The organism is Mesorhizobium sp. M8A.F.Ca.ET.218.01.1.1 (assembly GCF_004791165.1).
Taxonomy (GTDB): Bacteria; Pseudomonadota; Alphaproteobacteria; order Rhizobiales; family Rhizobiaceae; genus Mesorhizobium.
This window is the reverse complement of the sequence record NZ_SRUZ01000010.1, coordinates 247,342-272,652: the sequence shown is the minus strand read 5'-3', so window position 1 is coordinate 272,652 and position 25,311 is coordinate 247,342. Positions and strand designations below refer to the sequence as shown.

Annotated in this window: 32 protein-coding genes; 19 read left to right on the top strand and 13 right to left on the bottom strand. The window is 65.3% G+C overall.

All coding sequences use genetic code 11. From position 1 onward, the window contains the following. The coding region (locus EN861_RS35900; RefSeq protein ID WP_210235200.1) for a hypothetical protein at nt 1-358 on the top strand (358 nt) is incomplete at its 5' end. Between the two features lie 15 nt (nt 359-373). Here EN861_RS35900 and EN861_RS30620 read toward each other — a convergent pair. Next, nucleotides 374-673, bottom strand: coding sequence for a hypothetical protein (locus EN861_RS30620; protein ID WP_135867423.1), 300 nt, complete (start codon nt 671-673; stop codon nt 374-376). Nucleotides 674-854: 181 nt separating this feature from the next. On the opposite strand from EN861_RS30620, the gene EN861_RS30615 reads away from it, so the two are divergent. From EN861_RS30615 to EN861_RS30600, 4 genes are all read left to right on the top strand, one after another. Further along, nucleotides 855-1,217, top strand: a complete 363-nt coding sequence (locus EN861_RS30615) for a hypothetical protein (protein WP_127279002.1) — start codon at nt 855-857, stop codon at nt 1,215-1,217. Nucleotides 1,218-1,317: 100 nt separating this feature from the next. Continuing rightward, nucleotides 1,318-1,929, top strand: coding sequence for a hypothetical protein (locus EN861_RS30610; RefSeq protein WP_135867411.1), 612 nt, complete (start codon nt 1,318-1,320; stop codon nt 1,927-1,929). Continuing rightward, complete coding sequence (locus EN861_RS30605; RefSeq protein ID WP_135867410.1) at nt 1,926-2,546, top strand: hypothetical protein; 621 nt, start codon at nt 1,926-1,928, stop codon at nt 2,544-2,546. The genes EN861_RS30610 and EN861_RS30605 overlap by 4 nt, the downstream gene beginning before the upstream one ends. After that, a complete protein-coding gene (locus tag EN861_RS30600; RefSeq protein WP_135867409.1) occupies nt 2,543-3,112 on the top strand; it encodes a hypothetical protein in 570 nt (189 codons plus the stop codon). Before EN861_RS30605 ends, EN861_RS30600 begins: the two co-directional genes overlap by 4 nt. Nucleotides 3,113-3,153: 41 nt before the next feature. Here the strand turns inward: EN861_RS30600 and EN861_RS30595 are convergent, their stop codons facing one another. The 5 genes from EN861_RS30595 to EN861_RS30570 all read right to left on the bottom strand — a co-directional run bounded on the left by EN861_RS30595 (nt 3,154) and on the right by EN861_RS30570 (nt 9,197). After that, a complete protein-coding gene (locus EN861_RS30595) occupies nt 3,154-4,491 on the bottom strand; it encodes a hypothetical protein (RefSeq protein WP_135867408.1) in 1,338 nt (445 codons plus the stop codon). Between the two features lie 115 nt (nt 4,492-4,606). Next, nucleotides 4,607-5,623 (bottom strand): ABC transporter permease, encoded by a 1,017-nt coding sequence (locus EN861_RS30590; protein WP_127278997.1) that lies wholly within the window; start codon nt 5,621-5,623, stop codon nt 4,607-4,609. Then, nucleotides 5,620-7,203 (bottom strand): sugar ABC transporter ATP-binding protein, encoded by a 1,584-nt coding sequence (locus tag EN861_RS30585; protein WP_135867407.1) that lies wholly within the window; start codon nt 7,201-7,203, stop codon nt 5,620-5,622. Before EN861_RS30585 ends, EN861_RS30590 begins: the two co-directional genes overlap by 4 nt. A 219-nt stretch (nt 7,204-7,422) precedes the next feature. Beyond that, nucleotides 7,423-8,370: a substrate-binding domain-containing protein gene (locus EN861_RS30575; RefSeq protein ID WP_135867406.1), complete on the bottom strand. Its 948-nt coding sequence runs from the start codon at nt 8,368-8,370 to the stop codon at nt 7,423-7,425. 266 nt (nt 8,371-8,636) lie between these two features. Next, nucleotides 8,637-9,197 carry a dienelactone hydrolase family protein gene (locus EN861_RS30570; RefSeq protein ID WP_135867405.1) on the bottom strand — a complete coding sequence of 187 codons (561 nt, stop codon included), beginning with the start codon at nt 9,195-9,197 and terminating at the stop codon, nt 8,637-8,639. A gap of 137 nt (nt 9,198-9,334) precedes the next feature. Between EN861_RS30570 and EN861_RS30565 the strand changes: the two genes are divergently transcribed. After that, nucleotides 9,335-10,033 (top strand): RibD family protein, encoded by a 699-nt coding sequence (locus EN861_RS30565; RefSeq protein WP_135867404.1) that lies wholly within the window; start codon nt 9,335-9,337, stop codon nt 10,031-10,033. 265 nt (nt 10,034-10,298) lie between these two features. Here EN861_RS30565 and EN861_RS30560 read toward each other — a convergent pair whose 3' ends face one another. Next, nucleotides 10,299-11,183 (bottom strand): SDR family oxidoreductase, encoded by an 885-nt coding sequence (locus tag EN861_RS30560; RefSeq protein WP_135867403.1) that lies wholly within the window; start codon nt 11,181-11,183, stop codon nt 10,299-10,301. A gap of 75 nt (nt 11,184-11,258) precedes the next feature. On the opposite strand from EN861_RS30560, the gene EN861_RS30555 reads away from it, so the two are divergent. Beyond that, on the top strand, nt 11,259-12,137 hold the full coding sequence (locus EN861_RS30555; RefSeq protein ID WP_135867402.1) for a helix-turn-helix transcriptional regulator: 879 nt from the start codon (nt 11,259-11,261) through the stop codon (nt 12,135-12,137). On the opposite strand, the gene EN861_RS30550 is transcribed toward EN861_RS30555, so the two are convergent. Together EN861_RS30550 and EN861_RS30545 are read right to left on the bottom strand one after the other, a co-directional pair. Continuing rightward, on the bottom strand, nt 12,134-12,586 hold the full coding sequence (locus EN861_RS30550; protein ID WP_135867401.1) for an SRPBCC domain-containing protein: 453 nt from the start codon (nt 12,584-12,586) through the stop codon (nt 12,134-12,136). The two genes, EN861_RS30555 and EN861_RS30550, sit on opposite strands and share 4 nt — an antisense overlap. 121 nt (nt 12,587-12,707) lie before the next feature. Continuing rightward, nucleotides 12,708-13,250 (bottom strand): phosphatase PAP2 family protein, encoded by a 543-nt coding sequence (locus EN861_RS30545; protein ID WP_135867400.1) that lies wholly within the window; start codon nt 13,248-13,250, stop codon nt 12,708-12,710. A 46-nt stretch (nt 13,251-13,296) separates the two neighbouring features. Here EN861_RS30545 and EN861_RS30540 point away from each other — a divergent pair, with 46 nt between their 5' ends. Both EN861_RS30540 and EN861_RS35630 read left to right on the top strand, forming a co-directional pair. Continuing rightward, nucleotides 13,297-13,776: a DUF2127 domain-containing protein gene (locus tag EN861_RS30540; protein ID WP_135867399.1), complete on the top strand. Its 480-nt coding sequence runs from the start codon at nt 13,297-13,299 to the stop codon at nt 13,774-13,776. A gap of 57 nt (nt 13,777-13,833) precedes the next feature. Then, the gene (locus EN861_RS35630) at nt 13,834-13,980 is read left to right on the top strand and encodes a hypothetical protein (RefSeq protein WP_167531333.1); all 147 of its coding nucleotides are present in this window, start codon (nt 13,834-13,836) and stop codon (nt 13,978-13,980) included. A 61-nt stretch (nt 13,981-14,041) separates the two neighbouring features. Here the strand turns inward: EN861_RS35630 and EN861_RS30535 are convergent, their stop codons facing one another. Beyond that, on the bottom strand, nt 14,042-14,338 hold the full coding sequence (locus tag EN861_RS30535) for a DUF1236 domain-containing protein (RefSeq protein ID WP_135867398.1): 297 nt from the start codon (nt 14,336-14,338) through the stop codon (nt 14,042-14,044). A gap of 563 nt (nt 14,339-14,901) precedes the next feature. Between EN861_RS30535 and EN861_RS30530 the strand changes: the two genes are divergently transcribed. After that, nucleotides 14,902-15,129: a polymerase gene (locus tag EN861_RS30530; RefSeq protein ID WP_135867397.1), complete on the top strand. Its 228-nt coding sequence runs from the start codon at nt 14,902-14,904 to the stop codon at nt 15,127-15,129. Between the two features lie 113 nt (nt 15,130-15,242). After that, on the top strand, nt 15,243-15,464 hold the full coding sequence (locus EN861_RS30525; protein ID WP_127278834.1) for a hypothetical protein: 222 nt from the start codon (nt 15,243-15,245) through the stop codon (nt 15,462-15,464). Between the two features lie 98 nt (nt 15,465-15,562). Here the strand turns inward: EN861_RS30525 and EN861_RS30520 are convergent, their stop codons facing one another. Together EN861_RS30520 and EN861_RS30515 are read right to left on the bottom strand one after the other, a co-directional pair. After that, nucleotides 15,563-17,479, bottom strand: a complete 1,917-nt coding sequence (locus EN861_RS30520; RefSeq protein ID WP_135867396.1) for a diguanylate cyclase — start codon at nt 17,477-17,479, stop codon at nt 15,563-15,565. A gap of 160 nt (nt 17,480-17,639) precedes the next feature. Continuing rightward, nucleotides 17,640-18,545 carry a LysR family transcriptional regulator gene (locus EN861_RS30515; RefSeq protein ID WP_135867395.1) on the bottom strand — a complete coding sequence of 302 codons (906 nt, stop codon included), beginning with the start codon at nt 18,543-18,545 and terminating at the stop codon, nt 17,640-17,642. Between the two features lie 93 nt (nt 18,546-18,638). Between EN861_RS30515 and EN861_RS30510 the strand changes: the two genes are divergently transcribed. From EN861_RS30510 to EN861_RS30485, 6 genes are all read left to right on the top strand, one after another. Continuing rightward, nucleotides 18,639-19,520: an aldo/keto reductase family oxidoreductase gene (locus tag EN861_RS30510; RefSeq protein WP_135867394.1), complete on the top strand. Its 882-nt coding sequence runs from the start codon at nt 18,639-18,641 to the stop codon at nt 19,518-19,520. Nucleotides 19,521-19,653: 133 nt separating this feature from the next. Continuing rightward, nucleotides 19,654-19,989 (top strand): metalloregulator ArsR/SmtB family transcription factor, encoded by a 336-nt coding sequence (locus tag EN861_RS30505; protein WP_135867393.1) that lies wholly within the window; start codon nt 19,654-19,656, stop codon nt 19,987-19,989. Beyond that, complete coding sequence (locus tag EN861_RS30500) at nt 19,986-20,486, top strand: SRPBCC domain-containing protein (RefSeq protein WP_135867392.1); 501 nt, start codon at nt 19,986-19,988, stop codon at nt 20,484-20,486. The genes EN861_RS30505 and EN861_RS30500 overlap by 4 nt, the downstream gene beginning before the upstream one ends. Beyond that, nucleotides 20,476-21,300: an alpha/beta hydrolase gene (locus EN861_RS30495; RefSeq protein WP_135867391.1), complete on the top strand. Its 825-nt coding sequence runs from the start codon at nt 20,476-20,478 to the stop codon at nt 21,298-21,300. Before EN861_RS30500 ends, EN861_RS30495 begins: the two co-directional genes overlap by 11 nt. 40 nt (nt 21,301-21,340) lie before the next feature. Further along, nucleotides 21,341-21,727 carry a VOC family protein gene (locus EN861_RS30490; protein ID WP_135867390.1) on the top strand — a complete coding sequence of 129 codons (387 nt, stop codon included), beginning with the start codon at nt 21,341-21,343 and terminating at the stop codon, nt 21,725-21,727. 101 nt (nt 21,728-21,828) lie between these two features. After that, nucleotides 21,829-22,602, top strand: a complete 774-nt coding sequence (locus tag EN861_RS30485; RefSeq protein ID WP_135867389.1) for a pseudouridine synthase — start codon at nt 21,829-21,831, stop codon at nt 22,600-22,602. Between the two features lie 34 nt (nt 22,603-22,636). On the opposite strand, the gene EN861_RS30480 is transcribed toward EN861_RS30485, so the two are convergent. After that, nucleotides 22,637-23,050, bottom strand: a complete 414-nt coding sequence (locus EN861_RS30480) for a hypothetical protein (protein ID WP_135867388.1) — start codon at nt 23,048-23,050, stop codon at nt 22,637-22,639. 344 nt (nt 23,051-23,394) lie between these two features. On the opposite strand from EN861_RS30480, the gene EN861_RS30475 reads away from it, so the two are divergent. Further along, complete coding sequence (locus EN861_RS30475; protein WP_135867387.1) at nt 23,395-24,141, top strand: SDR family NAD(P)-dependent oxidoreductase; 747 nt, start codon at nt 23,395-23,397, stop codon at nt 24,139-24,141. A gap of 40 nt (nt 24,142-24,181) precedes the next feature. Beyond that, nucleotides 24,182-25,225 (top strand): RNA polymerase subunit sigma-70, encoded by a 1,044-nt coding sequence (locus tag EN861_RS30470; RefSeq protein ID WP_135867386.1) that lies wholly within the window; start codon nt 24,182-24,184, stop codon nt 25,223-25,225. Nucleotides 25,226-25,311: the final 86 nt, after the last annotated feature.

Genomic DNA, 25,311 nt, shown 5'->3' with positions numbered 1-25,311 from the left:
GACGTATGAAGCTCGTCCGCCGCAGCGCCGCGCCAACCAAACCGCTTGGCGCTGCGGCGGATGCATAGGGGGAGAACTGTTACCTATGTATCCGGTTCAATCTGTTACCCATCTATCGGCTGGACACCGGCAGGACAATGAGGGGCAGCACCAAGATTTCGGCAAGTGGCGTCTCGAATGCCACCTCAAAGAAAACGACCAAGCTTGCAAACTCCCTCGCACCATCAGAATAGAAGTTCAATTCCGCCAAATCAGCGCCGCCCCTCATCCGCCTGCCGGCACCTTCTCCCCGTATAGTGACGGGGAGAAGGTGCTGGGTTGCCGCATCGCGTCACAATGTTGGCGAAATCGTCCATGACGGCACGTCCTTTGCTCAAGCCCGCCTCGCCTCCACCAGCACCTCACGATCGCCCAGCATCCGTGCCTCGCTGCGCACGCGCTGGCGCTCGTCGATGAACGCTGCCTGGATCGAGACCGCCGTGCCTGGCAGCCCGTCGGCACGGCAGGCCGAGCAGACGATGCGGCCCGACAACGCGGCCAGCGGCGTGTTCCCGTTGACCCCGAAGCGCTTCAACTGATCGGGCCGCCACCACCTGTTGCGGCCGCAATCGGCGCACTCGACCGACAGCGAGGCGACCTGCGCGATCACTGCTTCCCTGCCCGGCAACGCCATCATCCCCTGTCCTTTTGTTTCTGATTTGTTCCTATCTTCCCGTGTTTTGAAGCGGGAGTCGAGTCGCAGTTTCCAAACTCCTCCAAAAGTCTTTCTTCTATGCCTGTTTGAGTTATGCTTATATATGACTTGCATATGTGAGTCGGCGTGGAATGACCCGCGCCTGGATGCGGGAGCAAGAATGGATGCCGCCGATTTCGCCCGCGCCTGCGGTTACACCGGCGACAGTCCCGCTTTGCTCGAAGCCTTCGAGGCGATCCGCCGCAACGGCATCGCGCAAGCCCGTCTCGATCATTTCAGGCGCAAGGCCGTCATCGACGAAATGAAGCAGTCGGAGCCTCTGTTCCTGGCCGCGATCGGCCCGGCGCTGTCGGCGCATGAAGCCATCGAGGATGCTGCCCGTTTCATCGCCGGCTGGCGCAACATGCCGCGCTGGCGCCAGGAACGGCGCTTGCCTGATCTCGCCAGGGCGAAAGAGCAGCGTCTCGTCGCGCGCTTCTTCCGTCGCTACGGCCATCATCTCTGGGCGCTCGAAGCAGCCTGAGGCTCGGCACGGCTGGACCAGCCATTTGCGGGTTCCAATCCCTGCCTTTTCTTCCTAGATTGCGGGTGGGTGGCTGTTCGTTCGACGTGCATGGTTTGGAATGTTCAAGACCGCCCGCTCAAAAATTCAGACCTGGATAACGGCCGGCGCGGGAACCATCGCCGCCTTGTTTGTCGCCGGCGTGATGGGGGCGTTTGGCGCCCTGCCCGCCCATGGTCCACCGCAATTGCCGCCAGACGCCGTCATCGACGCCGGACGCTGGCGCCTGCAGCCGGTGCGTGCCTATGTCAGCCATGCCGGGGTCCATGGCGTGCCGCTGAAGCCAGGCCAGAAGGCGCTGGTGCTGGAAGTCGACATGACCAACCGCACCGCGCAATCCGACAAGGGCTATTTCAACGTCTTCACGCCGGACGGCATTGTCCTGCCCGACTCCTCGCCGATGATCGTGTTGACACGCGATTCCACGATGACGCCGGAACTGCATCCGGGGATGACCGAGCGTATGGCCTATGTCTGGCCGCTTGCCGGCGACAACGCCGTGCCGGCAAATCTCGCCTTCGGCGTCACCGCCGAGATCTTCAAGCCGCGCGACAATCTCCATGGCACGCCCGGCTGGTACAATCCCTACCGGCTCGGCACCGTCACCTTGCCGGTCACCGACCTGCCGGCGACTGGGCAGCCGGCGATCGGGCAGCCGGGGAGCGGCTCATGAGGATACGCGTGCTTGGCAATCTGGCGGTCCTTTGCGCGACCGTGGCGCTGAGCTACGGCATGCAGGTGACGAAGCCGCATTATGCCGACCTCACCGCACCAATTCCCATCGATGGCGCGATGAACGACACGGTGCGCGCGCGCAGCTTCGCTGTCAGGCTCGACAAGGTGATCTTCGCGCGCCAGCTCAAGGCCAGCCAGTTCGGCCAGGAAAAGCTTTTGACGACCAGCGGCCTGTGGGTGGTGGCGACGACAAGCCTCACCGCGACCGGCGCTTCCACGGCGGTGGCCGACGGCACCTGGCAAGGCCCGACCGGGTTGCGCTATCACCAGACGGAGCGGCTGGGCTACCGCCAGGACATGCCGCCGCACGGCGTCGATCCGGGCCTGGACAAACGCGGCCTGTTCGTCTTCGAAGTGCCATCGGACCAGATCCGCGGCGCCAGGCTGCTGATCGCCGCGCGCCAGTTCGGCCCGCTCGACGCGCAGGCCCGTATCAGCCTCGATGCGCTGCCGACCGGCGCTGACGGCCAGCCGTCCGACATCCTGCCGGAATTCGACCTCGATGCCGCGCCGGGCCAGACATCGCAGGGCCAGACACCGCAGGGCAAGACATGAGCGCCGTTTCGACGGAACCGGCCGTCGACCCGCAAGCCGAGCGAAAATGGCGCCGGGGCGGCTTGTTGGCGCTCGCCATCTTGCTGCCGCTGACACTGGCCGAGACCAGTTATGACAGCGTGCGCGAATGGCTGCATGGCGAGGACCTCATCGCCAGGGATGTCGAGTTCGGCCAGTCCGTGCCGTTCGGCGGCAGCGGCTGGAAGCTGGCCGATTTGCGCGGCGGCAAGGCCGGCCGCCTGCCCGACCACGCCTTCGCCGTCATCGCCACCTTCACCGTGACCATCGGCGACCCGGACCTGCGTAAACAATGGCTGGGCTGCAAGCTGATGCTGACCGACGCCGCCGGCCGTCGCTGGCTGCCCGATTTCATCTCCGGCGTCAGCCTGCCGGAGGGCGCGATGAACTGCGCCCAGGCGATCTTCTCCGGCGCCAGAAAAGGCGACGTCATCACCGTCGGCGACACTTTCATCGTGCCCGAGGACGCGGTGAAAACCATCCGCCCGGCCGTCGGCCTGGGCAGCGAGCGGCCGTGGTACCTGCGTTTTCAAAGGCCGCCGAAATAGCTACTTTCTCCCCGTCACTATACGGGGAGAGGAACGCACGCCTACGCCGCGGCTTCACTAACTCCATTCCCCGCCCCCTTCGACAGCGAGAACGCCGTCTCCAGCACGGCGGCGAGAAAACAGATCCTGATCGGCTCGATCAGGATGCCGGTGGAGGAATCCTGGAAGGGACTGCCGAACAGCAGCGTCACCCCATGCGAAAGGATCTGCCAGACGTCGAGCTCGTGCGGGCCGATCAGCCTTGTCGCGCCAAGCCACAGCCAGGCGGCGCCCCAGTCGAGCAGGCGGTAGCCGACGATCAGCGTGCACAGCAGCACCAGGCTGGAACTCACCGTCAGCCGCACGCCATTGGCGATCGGCAGGTAGCGCGAACGGTAGCCGGCGATGAAATGCTCGACGAAGTCGCGCAGGAATTTCGGCAGTCCGGCATAGCGCTGGCCGAACCGCTCGACGCGGCTGTTGACCCGCATCAGCGCCGCCTCGTCGCGCACCTCATAGCCGTAGATCAGCGCCGCCATGACCAGCCAGATCAGCGGCAAAAGCATGTAGAAGAACAGACTGACCGCCACCATCGAGGCCGTGATCGAGGTGATCTCGACCGGCACCACTGGTGCGGCGCTCGTCGCCGTCACCACTGGTGCGGCCGTCGCGACCGGTACCGGGCTCGCCAGCCCATCGATGGACGCCTGCAGCACGGACCAGAAATTGCGGCTCATCAGCCATTGCAGCGCACTGTCCTTCCAGCGGCTGATGACGTAGAGGCCGACGAAGATCCAGTTGGTCTCGCAGATCACCACGACGATCTGCCAGAACGACGTTGCTGTCGTCTTCGTCTGCATGAATTTGGCCAGCCGGCGGATCAGCCAGGAAACGGCGACCGAAATCAGCAGCCAGCGCGAATCGAGCACGTCGAGCACATTGCCGCTCTGGCCGAAACCGGCCTGGTCGAGCGAGGCGCGCGAATACTGCCGCACGATGTCGCCAAGAAATCCCCAGGCGGCGTAGTAGGCGAAGAACGGCAGCAGCGCGATGGTGATCATGCGCACCAGCCGCGAGCCGCGCCGGTCGGCATCGCTCGCCTCGTTGCCAGCGACTTTGCTCTCGGCGGCCTTGTCCGCGCCGCGCTGCGCGGCCAGCACATTAGGCAGGCCCGGCCGCAGCACATGGAACATCGCCACCGTCACCACCAGTTGCGCCAGCGCCACCAGGGTGAGCATGGCAAGCCCGGCGAAATGGTTGGCGAGCGCCACCTTGGCCGCCACTTGCATGAGGAGATCGCCGGCCAGCACCCCGGCCAGCACCAGTGCCACGAGCTGCGGCCAGAACCGCCGCAGCAGCGAAAAACTCAAGCTGATCGGTCTGATGATGTCGGCAACCATGAGCATTCCTCATGACGCCACCCGCCCAAGCCTTTCTAGCAAGGCGCCGATGTTTTGCAACCGGGCCGGGAACTGGCCGCGCATCCGCTGCACGCGGCCATGGTGCCGCGCACCCCTACCGTCTCACCCGCGACTTCAGCCAGCGATCGAACGCCACCGCCAGGATCAGGATCAGGCCGATGACGATGCTTTGCGTGTAGGACGACACGTTGTTGAACTGCAGCCCGTTCTGCAGCACGCCGATCAGGGCAGCCCCCACCACCGTGCCGCCGACCGAGCCGATGCCGCCGAACAGCGAGGTGCCGCCGATGACGACGGCCGAGATCACGGTCAGCTCGTAGCCGATGCCGGCGACCGCTTCGGAAGAATTCAGCCTGGCCGACAGCACGAAGGCGGCAAGCCCGGCGAAGAAGCCGACGATGACATAGACCGAGACCAGGATGCGGTCGACGCGCAGGCCCGACAGCCGTGCCGCTTCGGCATTGCCGCCGACGGCGTAGACGGCACGGCCATAGCGGGTGTAGCGCAGCACGATGTGGCACAATATGGCGGCGATGGCGAAGATCAGCGCCGGCACCGGCACCGGGCCGATCAGCCCTGTGCCGAACCAGCGCATGGAGGCATCGAAGCCGGAGATCGGGCCGCCATTGGAGATGGTCAGCGTCAGCCCGCGAAACACCGTCAGCCCGCCCAGCGTGACGACGAAGGGCGGTACTTTCAGCCTCGTGATGGCGAACCCCTGCACGCCGCCGGCGAGAGCGCCGACCACGACGGCGGCCAGCAGCGCCGCGAACCAGCCATAGCCCTGCGTGCCTGATGTCGACAGCGACAGCGTATTGGCGGTGCCGCCCTTGGCGACCACGGCCGCCACCATGCCGCAGAAGGCGAGCAGCGAGCCGACCGAAAGATCGATGCCGGCGGTGAGGATGACGAAGGTCATGCCGAGCGCGATCAGCCCGGTGATCGAGATCTGGCGCGTGATGTTGAACAGGTTGATCGGGTCGATGAAGCTCGGCTTCAGCACGGTGAAGACGACCACGAGGGCGGCCAGGAACAGCAGCGGCCCGAAGCTCATCAAAAGCCGCGCGATCGTCACGCCGCCGCGCTGGTTCTGTTCCTCGGCGATGCTCATCGTGCCTGTCCCCCCGCGTCCTGTGCCGGCGTATCCTGCCTGTCGAGCGCCATCAATTCCATCAGTCTTTCCTCGTTTGCCTCGACGCCTGGCATCTGCCCGGTGATGCGCCCCTTGCGCATGGTGACGATGCGGTCCGACACCGCCAGCACCTCGGGCAGTTCGGACGAGATCATCATCACCGCGATGCCCCGCGCTGCCAGTTGCACCAGGATCTGGTGGACCTCCGCCTTGGCGCCGACATCGACGCCGCGCGTCGGCTCGTCGACAACAAGCACTTTCGGGTCGCGCGCCAGCCAGCGCGCCAGGATCACCTTCTGCTGGTTGCCGCCCGACAGGCCCTCGATCGCCTGCTCGGCCGAGGCCATGCGGATCGACAGCATTTTGCGGAAACCCGACAGCGCGTCGCGCTCGCGCCGCTCGGCCATGAAGCCGAAGCCGTTGCTGAAGCGCCCAAGCGAGGCGACGGAGAAATTCGGCAATATACCAAGGGCTGCGAAGATCGCCTGGTGCTTGCGGTCCTCCGGCACCAGGCCGATGCCGAGCTTGATGGCGTCGGCCGGCGATGCGGGTGCTATTTCCTTGCCGTCGAGCGTGATCGTGCCCGCCGCGATGCGGTCGGCGCCGAAAATGGCGCGGGCGAGCTCCGTGCGGCCCGAGCCGACGAGCCCGGCAACGCCGAGTATCTCGCCGGCCTTGAGGTCGATGTCGACGCCGTCGAGCACGATGGCATGCGGCGCCTCGGGGTCGCGCACGGTGCGCAAGCCCCGCACGGACAGCACCACATCGCCGGCCACCGCGCGTTGGGCGGGCCGCGCGTAAAGTTCGGAAGCGGCGCGGCCGACCATCTTCTCGATGATGGCGGGCAGCTTGATCGGCCCGCCCTGACGCTCGAGATGCCCCGCCAGCCTGCCGTCGCGCAGCACCGTCATGCGGTCGCAGATGGCGGATGCCTCCTCCAGCCGGTGGGTGACGAACATGATGGCGACCTTGTCCTTGCGCAGCCGGTCCATGATCGACAGCAGCCGCTGCACCTCGGTCTCGGTCAGCGCCGAGGTCGGTTCGTCCATGATGATCAGCCGGCTTTTCAGCGACAGTGCGCGGGCGATCTCGACCAGTTGCTGTTCGGCCACCGACAGCGCCGACACCGGCGTCATCGGGTCGATGGAAAGACCGACGCGGGCAATGATGGCGCGGGAATCCTGCTCCATCCTGCGCCAGCTCACCAGGCCAAGCGGCCCGGTCGGCGCGCGGCCGATGAAGATGTTCTCCGCCACGGTCAGCGTCGGGATCAGGCTGAGCTCCTGGTAGATGGTGACGATGCCCAGCCGCTTGGCGTCCTGCGGGCTCGCCGGCTGATAGTCGGCGCCGTCGAAGGTGATGCGGCCGCTGGACGGCGGCATGACGCCGGACAGGATTTTCAACAGCGTCGATTTTCCGGCGCCGTTTTCGCCAAGCAGGCCGAGGATTTCGCCGGGATGGATGTCGAGCGAAACCTCGTTCAGCGCGGTGACGCCGGCGAAATGCTTGGTGACGCCTTCGACGGCAAGCAGGACGGGGGATGCGGCTTCAGCTGGCAAGGATGGCTCCCGGATTGCGGCAGGCAGCGGGGCACGCCCCCCTCTGTCCTACCGGACATCTCCCCCACGAGGGGGGAGATTGGATGTCGTGAAGGCTTTCGCCAGTCTCAAACGTTGCAAGAGAGGCGCGGTCGAAAGAAGCTGCTGATCTCCCCCCTCGTGGGGGAGATGGCCGGCAGGCCAGAGGGGGGCGTGCCCCCCCGGCCTGACCAATCCAGCCTACTTCGTCTCGTTCAGCCGCTCCGCCTTATCCAAATTGTCCTTGCCGATGACGATGGGCGTCAAAAGCACCAGCTTCTCCTTCGGCTCGGTCTTGTCCTTGGCGTAGGCGACCGCGATCTGCACGGCGGTGCGCGACTGCTTGCCGGGGAACTGTTCGACCGTGCCGGCGAGCTTGCCGTCGCGCACGGCGACCAGCGCTTCGGGCAGCGCGTCGAAGCCGTAGATCTTGACGTCGCTGAAGTTGCGCGCGGCGCACGCTTCGAGCGCGCCCAGCGCCATGTCGTCATTGGCGCAGATGATGGCGTCCGGCTTGCCGTTGGCGGCAAGGCCGGCTTCCGTCACCGTCAGCGCCTCGGCGCGGGCGAAGTTGGCGGTCTGCTCATAGATGATCTGGTACTTGTCCTTCAGCGGATCGAGCACATTGTGCACGCCCTTGTTGCGGTCGATCGCGGGACCCGCGCCCGGCTGGCCCTGCAGGTGGAACAGCTTGGCGCCATTGGGGAATGCCGCCACCACGGCGCTCGCTTCCGCCTCGCCGCCCTTCACATTGTCGGCGCCGACATGGGCAAGGATGCCCTGGACACCGTCGACGCGGCGGTCGATCGTCACCACGGGAACGCCGGCCTTGACCGCTTCCTCGATGGCTGGCGCCAGCGCGTTGACGTCGAGCGGCGAGATGACGATGGCGTTGACCTTCTGCACCAGGGCCGCCTCGATGTCGGCGGTCTGCTTGGTGGCCGAGTTCTGGCCGTCGCTCTCGGTCAGGTTGACGCCTTGCGCCTGCGCTTCGGCCTTGATCTCGTTCAGCATGTGCACGAAGAACGGAAAGCCGAGACTGGGCACCGAGCCGAGAATGGTGAGTTTGTCCTCGGCGAAAGCCGAGCGTGCGACCAGCATCATGGCGCCCGCGGCCACGGACGTCATCAGGAATTCGCGTCTGTTCATGGGTTCCTCCTCCACAGAAGCGCACTGTCCCTAAAAACCGGGACCGGTTTCAGGAAGGATCATGCGCCGGTTAAAGTGTTGGAGCATCCTCCTTGCGCCAAGAACGCATGCCGCTCCAGCTGACCGCCGCCAAAACTCCTCCGATCGGCGTCAACAAGAGGATGCTAACCCAGGGTCAACCGTTTGTGCAACATCGATATAACAGAGCCGGACAGCGACTTGTCGGAATTGTCTGAATTTTGGATTCTTGGGGCCTGAAGGCTCTTCTATGTCAGGAACGTCAAAGTGCGGCTCCAAAGTTGCGCGGCCGCTGCAGCATTATAGTCGGGCAGTGCCGGGTCGGAAAAATAATGTCCCGAGTTTGGATAGCGGAAGACCTGCACATCCGCTCTCGCTGCCTCCGCGCTTTCCTGCCAGGCGCGGACATCCGGCTCGGGGAAAAGTGGATCGGCGTCCGCGACATGTAGTTGAACCGGCAGGCCCGGGCGCGTGTTCGCTGGCACGGTCGCCAAACCATGCAACAGCAGGACACCAGCGGCCAGCGGACGCGACGCCCAAAATTCCGCCACCACGCCGGCGCCCATCGAGATGCCGGCCAGCACCGCATCGCCTGGCGTCGAGGCCAAAGCCTCCCGCGCCTTTAGGCAGATGGCGTCCCAACCGATCCGTGCCTTGATTGCGAATCCTTCATCGAGATCGTCCGTCGCCGCACCCTGATAAAGGTCTGGCAGCGTGACGGCATGGCCGCTGGCGCGGACGCGCTCGGCAAGATCACGTTCGATCCGGCGCAGGCCAAGAACCGAGTGAAACAGGATCATGTTCGCCATGCTCTGGTCCGGGTCGCTGAAATCCCGTCATGCTACCTGCCGGGGCTTGGAGCCTCAAGGCACGCCACGTCGACTTCCATTTTTCCGACCCGGCATTACCTTTGGACTGGCCAACGCCGACAAACGGAGACACCCATATGAAGCCGCACATCATCTGCCATATGCTTGCCTCGCTCGACGGCGGCCTTCATCCGAGCCGCTATACCGAAAGCCCCGACGGCAGCCGGGCCGAATGGTCTGGCCTCTATGAACAGATCCACAACGACCTCGAAGGCGACGCCTGGATCGTCGGCCGCGTCACCATGGCCGAGATGAGCAAGGCCGGCGCGCACCCGCCTGCGCATGCTGGCAAGGTCGAGCGGCCGCATCATTTCGCGCGACGCGATGCGGGCAGCTATGCCGTGGCGCTCGATGCCTCGGGCAAGCTGCACTTCGCCAAACCCGACATCGGCGGCGATCATGTCGTTGTGCTGCTCGGGCGTGAAGTCGAGGACACCCATCTGGCCGAACTCGCCGCCGACGGCGTGTCCTATGTCGTTTCGCAAACGCCCGACATCGATCTCGCCGCGATGCTCGACGTGCTCGGGCGCGAACTCGGCATAAGCCGGCTGCTGCTCGAAGGCGGCGCCGGCATCAACGGCTCCTTCTTCGCGGCCGGGCTTGTCGATGAGCTCAGCCTTCTCATTGCCCCCGCGCTCGATGCGCGGGCGGCGAACCAGGGCGTTGTCGAGTTCGGCGAGGCCGGCCTGGCGGGCAAGATGCGGCTGTCTCTCAAAAGCTGCCAAACCCTGGCGCATGGCCTCGTCCAACTACGCTACGCCGTCAGCCCTGGCTGATCTCGTGCTTGCGTTTTTGGACTGCATGCCTCCATCGTTTCGTCATCCACGGGCGGAGCAAGGAGCGTAGCGACGCAGCGCAGACCCGAGGATCCATGCCGGGACTCCTGAGCCCCGCCACAGTGAAGAATTCTGCTCCGCTGCGCTCTTCGGCCCAGGTCACGGAATGGATCCCAGGGTCTCCGCGACGGAGCTTCGCTCCTGCTGCGCCCTGGGATGACGAAGTTTAGAAGCCTCGGCCAATTCCGAACGTTGCTACCACCCCTCAGTATCGCATCGCGTCGAGATCGGCGATCAGCGTCGGGCCGGTCGGATGCCAGCCGAGCCGCGCCTGGGTCAGCGCGCTGGAGGCCGGCAGGTCCATGGGAGCGAACATCGCCATCCAGCCGAAATGCTCCGCCGCCTTTTCCGGCGCGATCGAAACGACCGGCAGGTTCAGGCCCCGGCCAAGCGCCTCGGCGATCGCGCGCACCTCGACGCCTTCCTCGCCGACGGCGTGATAGCGCGCGCCGGGTTGCCGCTTTTCCACCGCCAGCCGGTAGAGGCGCGCCGCATCGAGCACATGGCCCGCCGAAAAGCGATTGCGGCCTTCGCCGACATAGGCCGAAACGCCCTTCTGGCGCGCGATCTCGATGAGCGGCGAGATGAGGCCTTGCTTCCTCGTGTCATGCACCTGCGGCAGGCGCAGTACCGAAAGATTGACGCCGGCCTCCAACAAGGCATTGCCGGCGAGTTCCGAGGCGATGCGGGGATTCGCGTGACCGGCGTTGAAGACATCCTCGACCGCCAGTTGGCCATGGCCGGGGCTGCCCATGCCGACGCCCGACGTGATCACCAGCGGCCGGTCGGAGCCGGCGAGCGCCTCGCCAAGCGCGGCGATGACATGGCTGTCCTTTTCGCAGTTCTCGACAAACCGCGAGAAATCATGGTCGAACGCGGTGTGGATCACCGCTTCCGCCTTGGCCGCGCCGTCACGCAAGCCTTTCGGATCCTCGAGGGTCCCCCTATACACCTCGGCGCCGGCGGCTGCCAACGCCTGCGCGCCCGCCTCGGAACGGGTGACGCCGACCACCTGATGGCCGGCCTGAAGAAGTTCGGGAACGAGCGCCGAACCGATGAAGCCGGTCGCGCCGGTGAGAAAGATACGCATGCAAAATCTCCTGGGTTGCCTGCGTAATATCGCTGCTCTATTATTCCATTAAAGTAGTGATCTTATCATGGTATAATGGCTAACAGGATGCCCAACGCCTCCAACGGCTCGCTCGCTGCGTTCCTGAAAGACCGGCGCACCCGGCTCGACCCCTCGTCGTTCGGCTTCTCCGGGCGCAGGCGCACGCCTGGGCTGCGCCGCGAAGAGGTTGCCCAGCGCGCCAACATCAGCCCGACCTGGTACACATGGCTGGAACAGGGCCGCGGCGGCGCACCCTCGGCCGACGTGCTGAACCGCATCGCCAAGGGCCTGCTGCTGACCGAGGCCGAGCGCGAACATCTTTTCATGCTGGGGCTGGGGCGTCCGCCCGAGGTCCGCTACCTCCGCGCCGACGGCGTCAGCCCCAGGCTGCAGCGCCTGATCGACACGCTCGAGGCAAGCCCTGCCCTGATCAAGACGGCGACCTGGGATGTCGTCGCCTGGAACAGCGCCGCGCAAGTCGTAATGACCGACTACAGCACCTTGCCCCACGGCCAGCGCAACATACTGCGCTTCATGTTCCTGAGCCCCGCCATCCGCGCCAAGCAGCACGATTGGGAGAACCTTGCCCGTTTCGTCGTCGGCGCGTTCCGGGCCGACGCGGCGCGCGCCGGCGCGGTGTCCGAGGTCGCCCAGCTCGTCGACGAACTGTGCGGCGCCAGCCCCGAGTTCGCCACCCTGTGGCGGGAGAACGACGTGCTCGCCCATGGTGACGGGACCAAGCGCCTGAAGCACCCCGAGCTCGGCGACATCGAGCTCGAATATTCGGCCTTCGCGGTCGATGGCCGGCCGGACCTCAGCTTGACCGTCTACAACCCGGTGGACAGCAAGGTCGCCGACCGCATCCGCGACCTCGCCCGGCGCCGCAAGGAGCGAGACGCGACGGACCCGTCGATGAAGCCCAGCACCCCTTAGGGGCGTTCGCACATCGCCTTCAGGATCCGCAAGGTCGGCCCCCAGTAAAGATTGGCATGCGGACGGATCGACGGTTCGGCGAAGCCGCTCAGCGTCAAGGTCAGCAGCGTTCCCTGATCCGCCGGCTCGAGTGCGAAGCCGACCACAGTGTGGTTTTCCGGCATATCAGCCAGGCGCGAGGCCGACAGCGTGCTCCAATAGCTGTAGGCGAAGCTCTTGTCCGGCTCGAAGGCCCGGACCGCGCCGTGGTTCTCGAACGGCATGCCATGCAGCACGCCGCGTATCACGATCGCGCCGCCGGCATGCGCCTCGAGGCTGACATCAAGCTCTTCGTCGGACATCCATTGCGCGATCAGTGCCGGCGTCGTCAGCACCCGCCAGACCTTGGCCGGGTCGGCATCGATGGCGATGGCCTTGACGATAGCCGAGGCGTCTGGGAAATCGGTCATGGACGCAGCGACATTGCGCCAGCGACGCGACCGGAACCACGCCGGGTAACATTATGGACCGGTCTTTCCGAACTTGCCCCGGCAGGATTGTACGCCGGGTCTGTTCGACGACCGATTTCCATCACAGGATACTTGTCGCCAGCCGGTCAAGCCGCGAATCCTCACGGTAGAGGGCGCGGACGAGTACCGCAGCGGCAATGCCGGTCAAGGCACCGCCAAGCACATCCGTGACGTAATGGGTGCCCACAAACAGCCTCGACCAGCAGATCAGCACCGCCACGGCTCCGAAAATCAGCGCGCGTCCGGGAAGCGCCTGCAGGGCGAGTGCGGCAACGATGGCGAAAGCCGCCGTCGCGTGATCCGAGGGGAACGACCAGTCGGCGCTGGCGGGAATGATGAGATGGGTCACACCGGCGTCGTAGGGACGCACGCGATGCACGAAAAGCAGGCTGATCTGGTTGGCGCCAAGTCCGATCAGGAAAGACAACCCCGCCGCGATCGCGGCATGGCGGACGTGGGTCCGGTCCGTCCTGCTCCACCATTGCAGGACCACGCAGGCGATCAGGAGCGGGACACCGAATTTCGTCACCGAGATCATGATCAGATCCAGCGCCGGGCTTATTCCCGCCGCCGAATTGATCCAATGTGTAGCCGTCACGTCCATCAATTCACCTTATCGTCGAGCCGCCACACCAAATGGCAGGAGAGCCATGAACGAGCAGCGTGTCCACCAGATTTTCGAAGTCAGCCTGCTGCTAAAGGGCGCACATGCGCTCATCGAATGCGTCGGCGGCTTGCTCCTCGCCTTTGTCAGCACCAGCACCATCGTGTCGCTGGTGAACAGGCTGACGCAGGAAGAGCTGGTCGAGGACCCGCATGATTCCATCGCCGGCCATCTGATGAACGCGGCGAACCATTTCTCCGTCGGAACGCAGCATTTCTACGCATTTTACCTTCTCAGCCATGGCCTCATCAAGATTGCCCTGGTGGCGGGGCTGCTGAGGGGGAAGCTATGGGCCTATCCAGCCTCACTGGTCGCCTTGCTGCTGTTCATCGTCTACCAGCTCTACCGCTTCAGCTATACCCACTCCGCGGGGCTGATCGTGCTCACCATATTCGACCTCGTCGTCATCTGGCTGATCTGGCACGAATACCGCCTCGTTCTGCGCCACAAGGTGGCAAGCCGTTAGAGGGGCGTCGTCTGCCACGGCCCCTATTCCGGCGTGCCATGCGCCGAATGCCGGCAGGTGATCTGGGAGTTCTGCTGCGATGATCCCGAGGTCAGGATCATCGGCTCGACGCTCGACGGCGGGATCGAACTGATGACCATCGGCGAGATTTATCCAAGCCCTTATGGGCCGGGCACCAAGGGTATCGACCCGCGCAAGTTCTGATTGCGCGGGCAACCCGCTTTGCAGCCGGTCCGCCACCAGTCCGGTGGCGGGCCGGGCGTTGTTACTGGATGATCTTGATGATCTTGTGGGTGCCTGGATCCACGATCACCGTCCGGTCATCGATCACGGTGTAGCGATATTTGACATTGGGGACTTCGTGAAGCTCGACCGTGTCGGGCAGAGCCGTGCCGAGGCTGAGTTCGACGCCGGGAACCTTCACCGAAGCCAGCGGCTGCTTCTTCACATATTCCTTGATCACCGTTTCCTGCTCGGGCTGGATGATGACGTCTTCGGCGGCGGCTGCGCCGACACCCGCGAGCAACAGAACCGCGGCTACGGCGGCAAGATTCTTGTTCATGAATTCCTCCATTTGAAATCGGCACAGCACAGGATTGTCGCCGCGCTGAGGATCGAACTTCAGGCACGGATGAACGTTCCCCGGTCGGGCTTCGGTCGGGCCAACCTCGGACTTAGGTCCCATTCAAGAACGCAATGGTCCTGCCGCCGCTCCCGCCGGGAACGGTCGCCTTTCGCACTCGTTGTCGCTCCGTGATGGCAGGCAGCTGACTGATATCAGCAAGCAGCCCCATGTTTTTAGCGAATTGGCGCAGCTACGTCCCTTCCTGCGCCAATAGGGTTCGCTCACTGCGTCCAGTTGGTGAGCGAACCCTGAATTCCCCGGCATCGGGCCGAGACGGGAGGAGGTTGTGATGTTCGGCGACAAGGAAACCCGTCTTATCGAGATGGTGCTGCTGATGGCGGTCCCGTTATCGGCGTTGATCCCCGCATTGCTCGTCACCTTCACGTCGAGCTGGTAGCAGCCCGCTTCGAGAAGGACAGCCCCGCCTGCTTTGGCGGAGGGCTCGGCATCCGCTGATGCCCGTTCACGATTGTCGATGCGTGATTTGGAGGAGAGGGAAAATGCAACTTGGTGACATCATCGCCAACACCTTGGCCATCCTCTTGCTGGTTTGTTTTCTCGCCAGCACCTTGTTCCTTTTCGGAAAGCCATTATGGCCGGAGCAGCACGCTCGCATGGTCATCATTGTGCCGGTTGACACGATGACGACATCGTCGACCGGCCGCGGTGGCGCCCCTGTCCTCCCAGGCACTTTCGACACCAGCATTGCCCGTCCGAGGCCGTCCTGACGGGCATCATGGGCATGCGCGCCAGCGAATGCAGCCGCGCCCGAACAGCCCGGAACCAAACCAATCGGCGAGGGTTTCCCAGTGGAAGGGACCGCAACCACGGAAGCGGAGTAATGGAACTTCTGACCTTGGAACTGGCCCGGGCGAGGCAGCGCCTCAACCGAGCGGAACTTGCCCTGGAACGTGCAAACGCGATGCTGGACGAGGACTGTGGCGTCGGTATCAATCTGAGGCTTTGCGACAGGATACGATCCGCGCAACAACGCGTCGGCGAGGCGAAAGCTCGGCTTGTGAAGCTCGATCCCGTAAGCATGGATTCAGGCCACAACGGTTGAAGCAACTGAGAGAGAGGCGCCCGCCGAATCCTCATTCAGGCAATCGCCAGTTCACCCTCGGATTCTACCCGGCAGCCCGGCCCTAGGCCTAGGAAGACTCAAGTCTTGCGCCGCGAACCGGTCGCGCGTTGGTCGCTGAGGTGAGGACGCCATCCATGCACTCGGTCCCGCCCCGCGGCCTTGGCGCCGTAGAGCGCCTCGTCCGCACGATTCAAAAGATCGGCGATCTCCATGGCGGCGCCACCGGCATCGAAGGTGCCGACACCGATGCTGACGGTAACGATGCCTTTTTCGCTGCCGGCATGCCCAAGAGCGAGGTTGCGCACCTTGCTCCTGAGGTTTTCGGCGATGACGAAGGCGCCCCGCGCATCGGTCTCCGGCAGGATGAGCGCGAACTCCTCGCCGCCATAGCGGGCGGCCGCGTCCGCCGGCCGGCGGGCTGCCGCCTCGATGCAGCGGCTGACGACGCGCAGGCATTCATCGCCCGCCGGATGGCCGTAATAGTCGTTGAACCGCTTGAACCAATCGACGTCGATGATGAGCAGACTGAGCGGCATTGCGTTGCGGCTGGCGCGGGCGAATTCGCGCGCCAGCGCTTCGTCGAAGGCGCGCCGCGTCAACAGTTCGGTCAGGCCGTCACGGTGCGCCAGAAGGTTCAGCTTCTCATTGGCGGCCATCAGTTCGGCCTCGACCTGCTTGGCCTCGGTGATGTCGGAAAACACGCTGAGGCTGCCGCCATCGCCAGTCGGCCGGGTGCGCACATCGAGCCAGCGCCCGTCGGCAAGCTGGACCTGGCGGTGACTGACGAGCTTCTGCGCGGCCATGATGCCGGCGATCCAGTCTTCGACCGCGTCCGGCGGCGTGGTCCCTTCGCCGCGCTCCGCCGAGGCGCGCAGGATGTCGCGGTAATCGGCACCCGGCACCCTCATGTCCGCCGTCTTCGGAAACATGGCGCGGTACCGGGCGTTGCACAGCACCAGCCTGCCGTCCGGATCGAACATCACCAGGCCGTCGGCCATGTGCGTCAGGGCGTCTCCGAGCCTTGCCTGGCTTTCCGCCAGCTCGTTCTCAAGCTGCTTGCGAACGGTGATGTCGCGATTGTGCGTGATCAGGCCGATGATGGCTCCGCTCCGATCCCGAAAGGGCGCCTTCAAGGTCGCCAGCCAGCCATCGGTGCCGTCCTCGTGGTGAAGGCGCTGTTCGATGGTGGACGAGGCGCCCGAGGCCAGCACGGCAAGCTCGTCCTCGCGGAAGCCCTGCGCCGTCTCACGCGGAAAGAAGTCGAAATCCGTCTTGCCGATCAGTGCCTTGGCATCGGCCGCATGCATCAGTTCCGCCGTTGCCGGATTGGCCGCGATGAACCGCCCGTCGAGATCCTTGACGTTGAGGCAATCGGGCAGCGTCTCCACCACGGCCTTGTAGATGCGCCGGGATTGCAGCGCTTCGAGGCGACGCCGCTCCTGGTAGAGCGTCAGCCCCGACAAAACCACCGAGACGAAGATGAGCAGGGAGGACGGCAGCGCAACCTTCGGCAGAACCATCTGCAGGACATCCCGCGGCAGGACGCTGAGGCCAAGCAGTGACGCCGCCGCCGCGGCCGCGCCAAGGATCATGATGTCGATCATGGTGGCGCGGCGGCCCTTCAGGGCAAGGTTGCCGGCAACGCCGACCAGCATGGCGGCCGCGATGCCCACCGCGCCGGCGAAGGCGCCGATGCCGCCCTCGAAAGTCCGGAAGGCGCCGGCCATGACCCCGGCGACGATGCCGGCGACAGGACCGCCGAAGAAGCCGGCAACGGCTATCATCGTCGCCCTGAGATCGGCGAGCACGCCCGGCTGCAACTGCATGGGTGTCAGCATCAGGACGATGGCGCCGGCGCCCATCAGCAGGCCGAAGGCCGCTGCCTTCGCGGCGGCCGGCCAGCGATCCAGCCACACATGGGTGTGGATCCAGACCGAAACGAACATCGCGACGACCGCGAGATTGGCCAGCAATTCGGACCAGGGCGAACCCATCGCGCGCCTTTCCTTTTACCGGGCTTTCGCCGTATCGCCTCCTCGATAGGCCCTCAATGACAACAAAGTGTTACATCGGGGATTTGCCCTTTGGTCGAAAGCAATCGTGGCGACAGGCCGAAAAGGCCGGCGCGATGTGCGGCACGATTTCGGTCCGGGATCAGTCCCACCGCATCCCAGCGACAAAGTCGATGAACGCGCGCAGCGGCGCCGGCGTCAGGCGGCGGCCGGGATAGTAGAGGTACGGGCCTGAAAATTCCTGCCACCAGGGCTCCAGCACCGGCTCCAGCCTGCCATCGTCGAAATAGGGATGCAGCCAGTCCTCGAACAGACTGACAATGCCGCAGCCGGCGACGGCCACCTCGAGCGCGAGCGCCATTGCGGTGCCGGTGCTGACCAGCAGCGGGCCGGTCGGCTCGACGCTCACCTCCTCGCCGTCGCGTTCGAACTCCCAGGGCGGCGTGAAGCCGCTGGCGAAGCGTCCGCGCAGGCAGGCGTGATCAAGCAGGTCGCGCGGGTGCTCGGGCCGGCCGCGCCGGTCGAGATAGGCCGTCGCGGCGGCGGTGGCGAAGCGCTGGCGGCGCGGGCCGATCGGCACGGCGATCATGTCCTGCTCCAGCCGCTCGTCATAGCGGATGCCGGCATCGCAGCCGCTCGCCAGTATGTCGACGAAACTGTCCTCGGCGGTCACTTCCAGGCGAATGTCGGGATAGGCCGCGAGGAAGGGCGGCAACAGGCGCGGCAGCACCAGTTTCGCCGCCACCACAGGCACGTTGAGCCGCAACGTGCCGGCCGGCCGGCCGCGAAAACCGTTGACCACGTCGAGCGCTGCCTCGACCTCGCCGAGCGCGGGACCGAGCCGTTCGAGCAGGCGCGCGCCGGCCTCGGTCGGCGCCACGCTGCGCGTGGTGCGGTTGAGAAGCCGCACGCCGAGTTCGCTCTCCAGCCGCCGCACCGTCTCCGAGAGGCTGGAGGCGCTGACGCCGCCCACCCGGGCCGCCTCGCGAAAACCGCCGGCGCGCGCCACCGCCATGAATGCCTGGAGGTCGCCCAGATTCGCCGCCATTGTTCGCCTTTCCGCACAGGCTGTGCCGATTGCACCATATTATCGCGCAGGCGCGCCTTGTCTATATCTGGCTGATCCAATGGAGACGACACCATGACCGACATCAGCAAGGCCGGAAGCTTCAAGCTCGGCGACCGCACCGTGAAGCGCCTCGGCTACGGCGCCATGCAACTGGCTGGACCGGGCGTCTTCGGCCCGCCGAAGGACCGCGAGGCAGCCCTTGCCGTGCTGCGCGAGGCGATTGCCAGCAGCGTCGACCACATCGACACATCGGATTTCTACGGTCCCCACGTCACCAACCAGATCATCCGCGAGGCGCTGCACCCCTACCCCGCCAACCTCACCATCGTCACCAAGATCAGTGCCCGGCGCGGCGCGGATGCATCGTGGATCCCCGCAATGTCGCCTCAGGAGTTGACGCAGGCCGTGCACGACAATCTGCGTAATCTCGGACTGGATGTGATCGAGGTCGTGAACCTGCGCTCCATGCATGGCATCCACGGACCCGCCGAAGGGTCGCTCGAGCCGCAGCTCGACACGCTCGCCGAACTGCAGCGCCAGGGGCTTGTGCGCCATATCGGCCTGAGCAACGTCACCCGCAAACAGATCGCGCAGGGGCGCGGCATGGTCGACATCGTCTGCGTGCAGAACCAATACAATATCGCCCACCGCGAGGATGACGCGCTGATCGACGAGCTTGCCGCCGACGGCATCGCCTATGTGCCGTTCTTCCCGCTCGGCGGTTTCACGCCGCTGCAGTCGAGCACGCTTGCCGACGTCGCGCAAAAGCTCGGCGCGACACCCATGCAGGTGGCGCTCGCCTGGCTGTTGCGCCGCGCGCCCAACATCCTGCTCATTCCCGGTACCTCGTCGGTCGAGCATCTCAGGGAGAACCTGGCGGCGGCCGAACTGGACCTGCCGGCGGATGCGATCCAGATCCTGAACGGCATCGCGGCCGAGAAGGCAGCCGCCTGAGCTTCCAACGCCAGGCTTGCCGGGGTGGAAACTCCTTCCCGGCGAGCGCCCCAGCTCTCTCCGGAACCTTGTTGACGAGGTAAGGCAAGCTCTATACGGAACCAATTAGTTCCAGAACTGATTGGTTCCGTAAATGGCTGCTGAATTCTCCCTCGACCAGACATTCGCCGCGCTCGCCGATCCGACGCGGCGCGCGATCCTTGCCCGGCTGCTCGATGGCGAGGCCTCGGTCGCCGAACTCGCGCAACCTTTCGCGCTCACCGTGCGGGCCGTCTCCAAACATGTCGGTGTGCTGGAGCAGGCCGGCCTCGTCACCCGCAGCCGGGCGGCGCAGAAACATCTGAGCCGCATCGAACTCAAGCCGCTGCGCGACATCGACCGCTGGCTCGACGACTACCGGAAGCTGTGGGAAGGCCGCTTCGACCGCATGGAGGATCTGCTGCGGCGCGGCGCGGACAAGCCGAAATGAGCGAGCGCGTCCAAGATGCAGCCGAGCGCAGCTTCGCCATCGAACGGTTGTTCCAGGCTTCGGTGGCGCGCGTCTTTCGGCTGTGGACCGACCCCAGACTGGTGGCGCAATGGTGGGGCATCAGGGACTGCACCATTCCTCACTGCGTGCTCGACGTGCGCGTCGGCGGCCGCTGGCGCATCGATATGCTGACCGCCAGCGGCGCGCTCTATCGCAATCAGGGCCGCTATCTCGAAGTCGTCGAGAACGTCAGGCTGAGCTATTGCGACGAACCGGATCCGGAAATCCGCGAATGGGCCGGCAATCCGCCGGGCCGGAGCCGCCACACCGTGACCTTCACGCCCGACGGCATGCGGACCCATGTCCATTTCGAGGTAACGCTGGCGAGTGCCGCCGACCGCGAGCGCCTGCTGGCGCTCGGCATGCGCGGCGGCTGGATGCAGACCTTCGACCGGCTGGAGCAGCTGATAGACCGGGAAGCCAACCATGCCGGCTGAGAACGCGAAACCGTCCATTGAAACCGTGCTGTCGCGGGACGGAACGCCGATCGCCTGCGAGCGCCGCGGCCAGGGCCATCCGCTCATCCTCGTCGACGGCGCGCTGTGCTCGCGCACGATGGGGCCGAGCGGTCCGCTGGCCAAGGCGCTCGCGGACAACTTCACCGTATTCCGCTACGACCGTCGTGGCCGTGGCGGCAGCGGCGACACCGCGCCCTACGCGGTCGAACGCGAGGTCGACGACATCGAGGCCGTGCTGCGGGCGGCCGGCGGCGAGGCCTATGTCTGGGGCATGTCGTCGGGCGCCGTGCTTGCGCTTATGGCGGCAACCCGCCTGCCCGGCATCAAGAAGCTTGCGCTCTACGAAGCGCCGCTGATCGTCGACGACAGCCGCACCACCACGCAGGCCGACTGGGCGACGATCGAGACCGCCGTGGCCGAAGGCCGGAGCGGCGACGGCGTGACCGCCTTCCTCAAATCGGTGGGCATGCCCCGCCTGCTCATCGTCTTCATGAAGCTCATGCCGATCTGGCGACGGCTCAAGGCGGTGGCGCCTACCTTGCCGCATGATGGCGCCATCGTCGGCGGCGATCAGCTTGGCAAGCCGCTCGATCCCAGCCGCTGGGCTTCGCTGCGCGTGCCGGTACTGGTGAGCGACGGCGGCAAGAGCCCGCCATGGATGCGGCATGGCAACAAGGCCCTGGCCAACGCATTGCCCAATGCAAGCTATCAGACGCTGCCCGGCCAGAACCACATGCTGAAGACGGCCGCGCACGCCCCGGTGCTGACGGCGTTCTTCAACAGCCTGGATTAGGTACGGACGTCAACCCCATGCGAATAAAAGGAAATCGACCATGCGGCTTCGCCATATCCTCATCAAGGTCGACGACCAGGACAAGGCGCTGGCCTTCTACACCTCGGTCATGGGTTTTGTGAAAAAGCATGATCACGACAGCGGTCCAATCCGCTGGCTGACGGTGGTGGCACCCGACGATGGCGGCACGGAACTGGTGCTCGAACCCAACAGCGCCCCGCCGGCGCGCGCCGCGCAGCAAGCGCTTTACGACGCCCGTTTCCCGGCGGCGCTCATCACCGTCGGCGACATCCACGCCGAGTTCGACCGGCTCACCGGGCGCGGCGTGAAATTTCTCGGGCCTCCGGAACGCACGGGCCCGGTGACATCGGCCTTCTTCGACGACACCTGCGGCAATTTCATCGTGATGGCCGAGCCATCCGCCTGAAGCGCTTGTTGCTGGGACAGGAAACAGACCGGCCGCGCCCGGCTTGCGGTGCCCGCCTCGCCCGTGGCATCTGTCCGCTGGAACGGATCACCGGCAACAGCATGGCAGCACGACCACCTTCGCCCGGCCGGCCGCCAGCCGGCAAGCCCCGCAGCGCCGGACCTCCCGGCGTCAGCCTGAACCGCGCGCTGTCAAAACTCGGCCTGTGCTCGCGCACGCAGGCCGAAGTCCTGATCGCGGCGGGCCGCGTGCGCGTCGGCGGCAAGGTGGTGCGTGACGCGGCGCTGCGCGTCGACATGAACCGCGACCGCATCGTCGTCGATGGCGATGCGGTCGTTGCCGAGCGCAAGGTCTATCTGATGCTGAACAAGCCACGCGGGCTGGTCACCACCCGTGACGATCCGCAACGGCGCGACACCGTCTATGCCTGTCTCGAAGGGCTCGACCTGCCCTATGTCTCGCCGGTCGGCCGTCTCGACAAGGCCAGCGAAGGCCTGCTGCTGATGACCAACGACACCCACTTCGCCAACCGGCTGATGGATCCGGCCTCGCATTTGCCCAAGACCTATCACGTGCAGGTCGCCACGGTGCCGGATGAAACGACGCTGGACAGGTTGCGCGCGGGCGTCACCCTCGACGGCGAGACCCTGACCGCCAACGCGATCACGCTTTTGCGCAGCGGCGGCCGCACCGCCTGGCTGGAGATCGTGCTCGACGAAGGCAAGAACCGCCACATCCGCCGCCTGCTTGCCGCCCACGGCATCGAGGTCAAGCGCCTCATCCGCATCGCCATCGGCCGGCTCCGCCTGGGCGACCTCGCCAAGGGTTCTGCGCGGCATTTGACGGCGGAGGAACTGGCGTTGCTGGCTGAGTAAGCGGCGCGGCGCCACCAGCCAAAAAACGAATCTGCTATTCGACGTTGATCCTGATGACCGTCCTGGACGCATATCCATAGAAGGTATGAAGGGACAAAGTCACCTCGTCTCGCCCTTTGAAGCCGGGGGCCGACCGATACATGACCTTGATCCCGTCGACCCTGCGCGAATCGCATTTCGCACGCGCATCTTTCTTGGCGTAGTGCGCATAGGTCTTCCCGTTCATAATCATCAGCTTTCCATGACTTGGTCCGGAAATTGCCCTCAAATCATCCTTGCCGGCCTTCGAACAGTCGGGGTTGAGGGTCGATCCTCCGTAGAGAAAAATCTCCTGTCCGGAGAGTGCCGTTTTTTCATAGCTGAACGAGTGGGTATACGCGGCGGCTGGACAGACCGAAAACCCCAGAAGCGCAAGCACCGTCATGATACCCGTTGTGCGGCGGATCATATCAACTCCCCTCAGCCTTATGAATTAATTCACCCGCCGACAGTTTTAGGATGGCTTTCGAGCCAATCGCCAATCACGGGCGCAGTACTTCCAATCAATTCTTGGTTATCAGAATAGAATCTGGATACCGCCGATGCGTTTTGCTTCTGGCAATGGATCGGCTCTGGCGTTGCTGCGCGCTTGAGCAAACGTCGCGCCCTCGAGGGCCATGCGGCGAACGAATGAGAGCCGCCTGACAGGCGCCCCGGAAAGATTTTACCGACGTACCGATGAATTCCACCCGCCTCGGCTGTCCTGATCATCAGGCGCCGGAATTCCTCCGGGCCGGAACAGCGAGGTGAACCATGGGATCGTTGCAAGGTCAAAATGTCGTCGTCGTCGGAGGCAGCCGGGGCGTCGGCCGCTCCATCGTGAAGGCGGCGCTGAGCGAGGGAGCAACCGTGCTCGCCGTCGCCCGGGGCGCGGACGCTCTGAAGGAACTCTCCTGGGAGGCGTCAGGCGTAAAGACGCTCGTGGCGGACGCCACGCAGGAGGTGGCCCCCGATGCGGTCTTCGCCGCTCTCGAACCGGACGTGCTGGTGATCTGCGCCGGTGCCTTCGCCCCATCGGCACCGATTCAGGACCAGGGCTGGGACGAATTCTCCGCCAATTGGGAAATGGACGTCAAGGCGTCCTTCCTGTTCTGCCAGGCGGCGCTGCGCGGCCGGCTGAAGCCCGGCAGCCGCGTGGTGCTGATCTCCAGCGGCGCTGCATTCAGCGGCGGCCCGCCCAATTCCGGCGGCTACTCCGGCGCCAAGCGCATGCAGTTGTTCCTCGCCGCCCACAGCCAGAAGGAAGCCGACCGGCTTGGCCTCGGCCTGCGTTTCATGGCGCTGGCGCCGATGCGCATCATGGCCGGCACCGGCGTCGGCCAGCGCGGCATATCGGGCGTTTCGGCCTATCTCGGCATCAGCCCGGCGGATTTCCTGGCCAGCATGACCGATATGCAGACGCCCGCCGATGTCGCCAGCGCCGTGGTGACGCTTGCCGGCGGCAAGATCCAGGGCACCGCCTTCACGGTGAGCGGCAGCGGCCTTGCGGCGGCGGCGTGAGGCGCGCAGGATGGCCCGAAATCGTTACAGTGGACTTGAAATGACGGATGCTCCTGGCGCTTCCGGGCCATCGGGCCGGCCGGTCCTCGACCGGCCGGCCTTCGAGCGCCTGACCACCACCCACCGCCGCGAACTCAAGCTGCACTGCTACCGGATGATGGGCTCGCTGCACGAGGCCGACGACCTCGTCCAGGACACGTTCCTGAAGGCATGGCGCGGCCGCGCGCAATTCGGCGGCCACGGCTCGCCGCGTGGCTGGCTCTACGCCATTGCCACCAACAATTGCCTCAACGCGATCAAGGCGAGGTCGTCGGCGCGCCGCATTCTCGAAGAGCCCGCACGGCCGTCGACCGAAGGCCGCGCCGCTGCCGGGCCGGCCGCCGAACTCGCCTGGCTGGAACCTTACCCGGACGCCGAGCTGCCCGATCTCGCCGATGGCGCACCCGGGCCGGACGCACGCTACGAAACCCGTGAGGCCGTCCGGCTGGCCTTCGTCGCGGCGATCCAGCTTCTGCCGCCCAGGCAGCGCGCCGTGCTTTTGCTGTGCGACGTGCTCGGCTGGTCGGCGCTGGAGGCGGCTCAATTGCTGGGCGGCTCGACGGCGTCGGTCAACAGTGCCTTGCAGCGGGCGCGCGCCACACTTGGCGAACGCTTTCCAAAGGGGCGGCCACTGCAGCGCGCGCGGCCAAGCCCCGACGAGGACCTGCTGCTCGAACGCTATATCAGCACCTGGGAGGCCGCCAATCTCGATGGCTTCGTCGAACTGCTGCGCGAAGACGCCACCTACCACATGCCGCCATGGCATGACTGGTATCAGGGGCGCCAGGCGATCCACGACTTCTTCAAGACCGTGTGGAACAATTACGCCGGCTATCGCGCGGTGGCGACAAGGGCCAACGGCCAGCCCGCGGTCGCGATCTACGCGCAGCGGTTTCACGACCCGGAATGGCGCGCGCAATCGCTGCACGTCATCGAGCCGGCCGAAGGCCGGATCACCGCGCTGACGGTCTATGTCGGCCCGCTCGGCCCCGATTTGTTCGCGGCTTTCGGCCTGCCGCCGGTCTGGACCGAACCCGAAGCGTAACCGTCACAACTCCTCTCCTGACAGAAAGCTGTCAGGAGGCCTGGTCTATGCATCGGCTGGGAAGCCCGCTCGCGGCTTCGAGATCA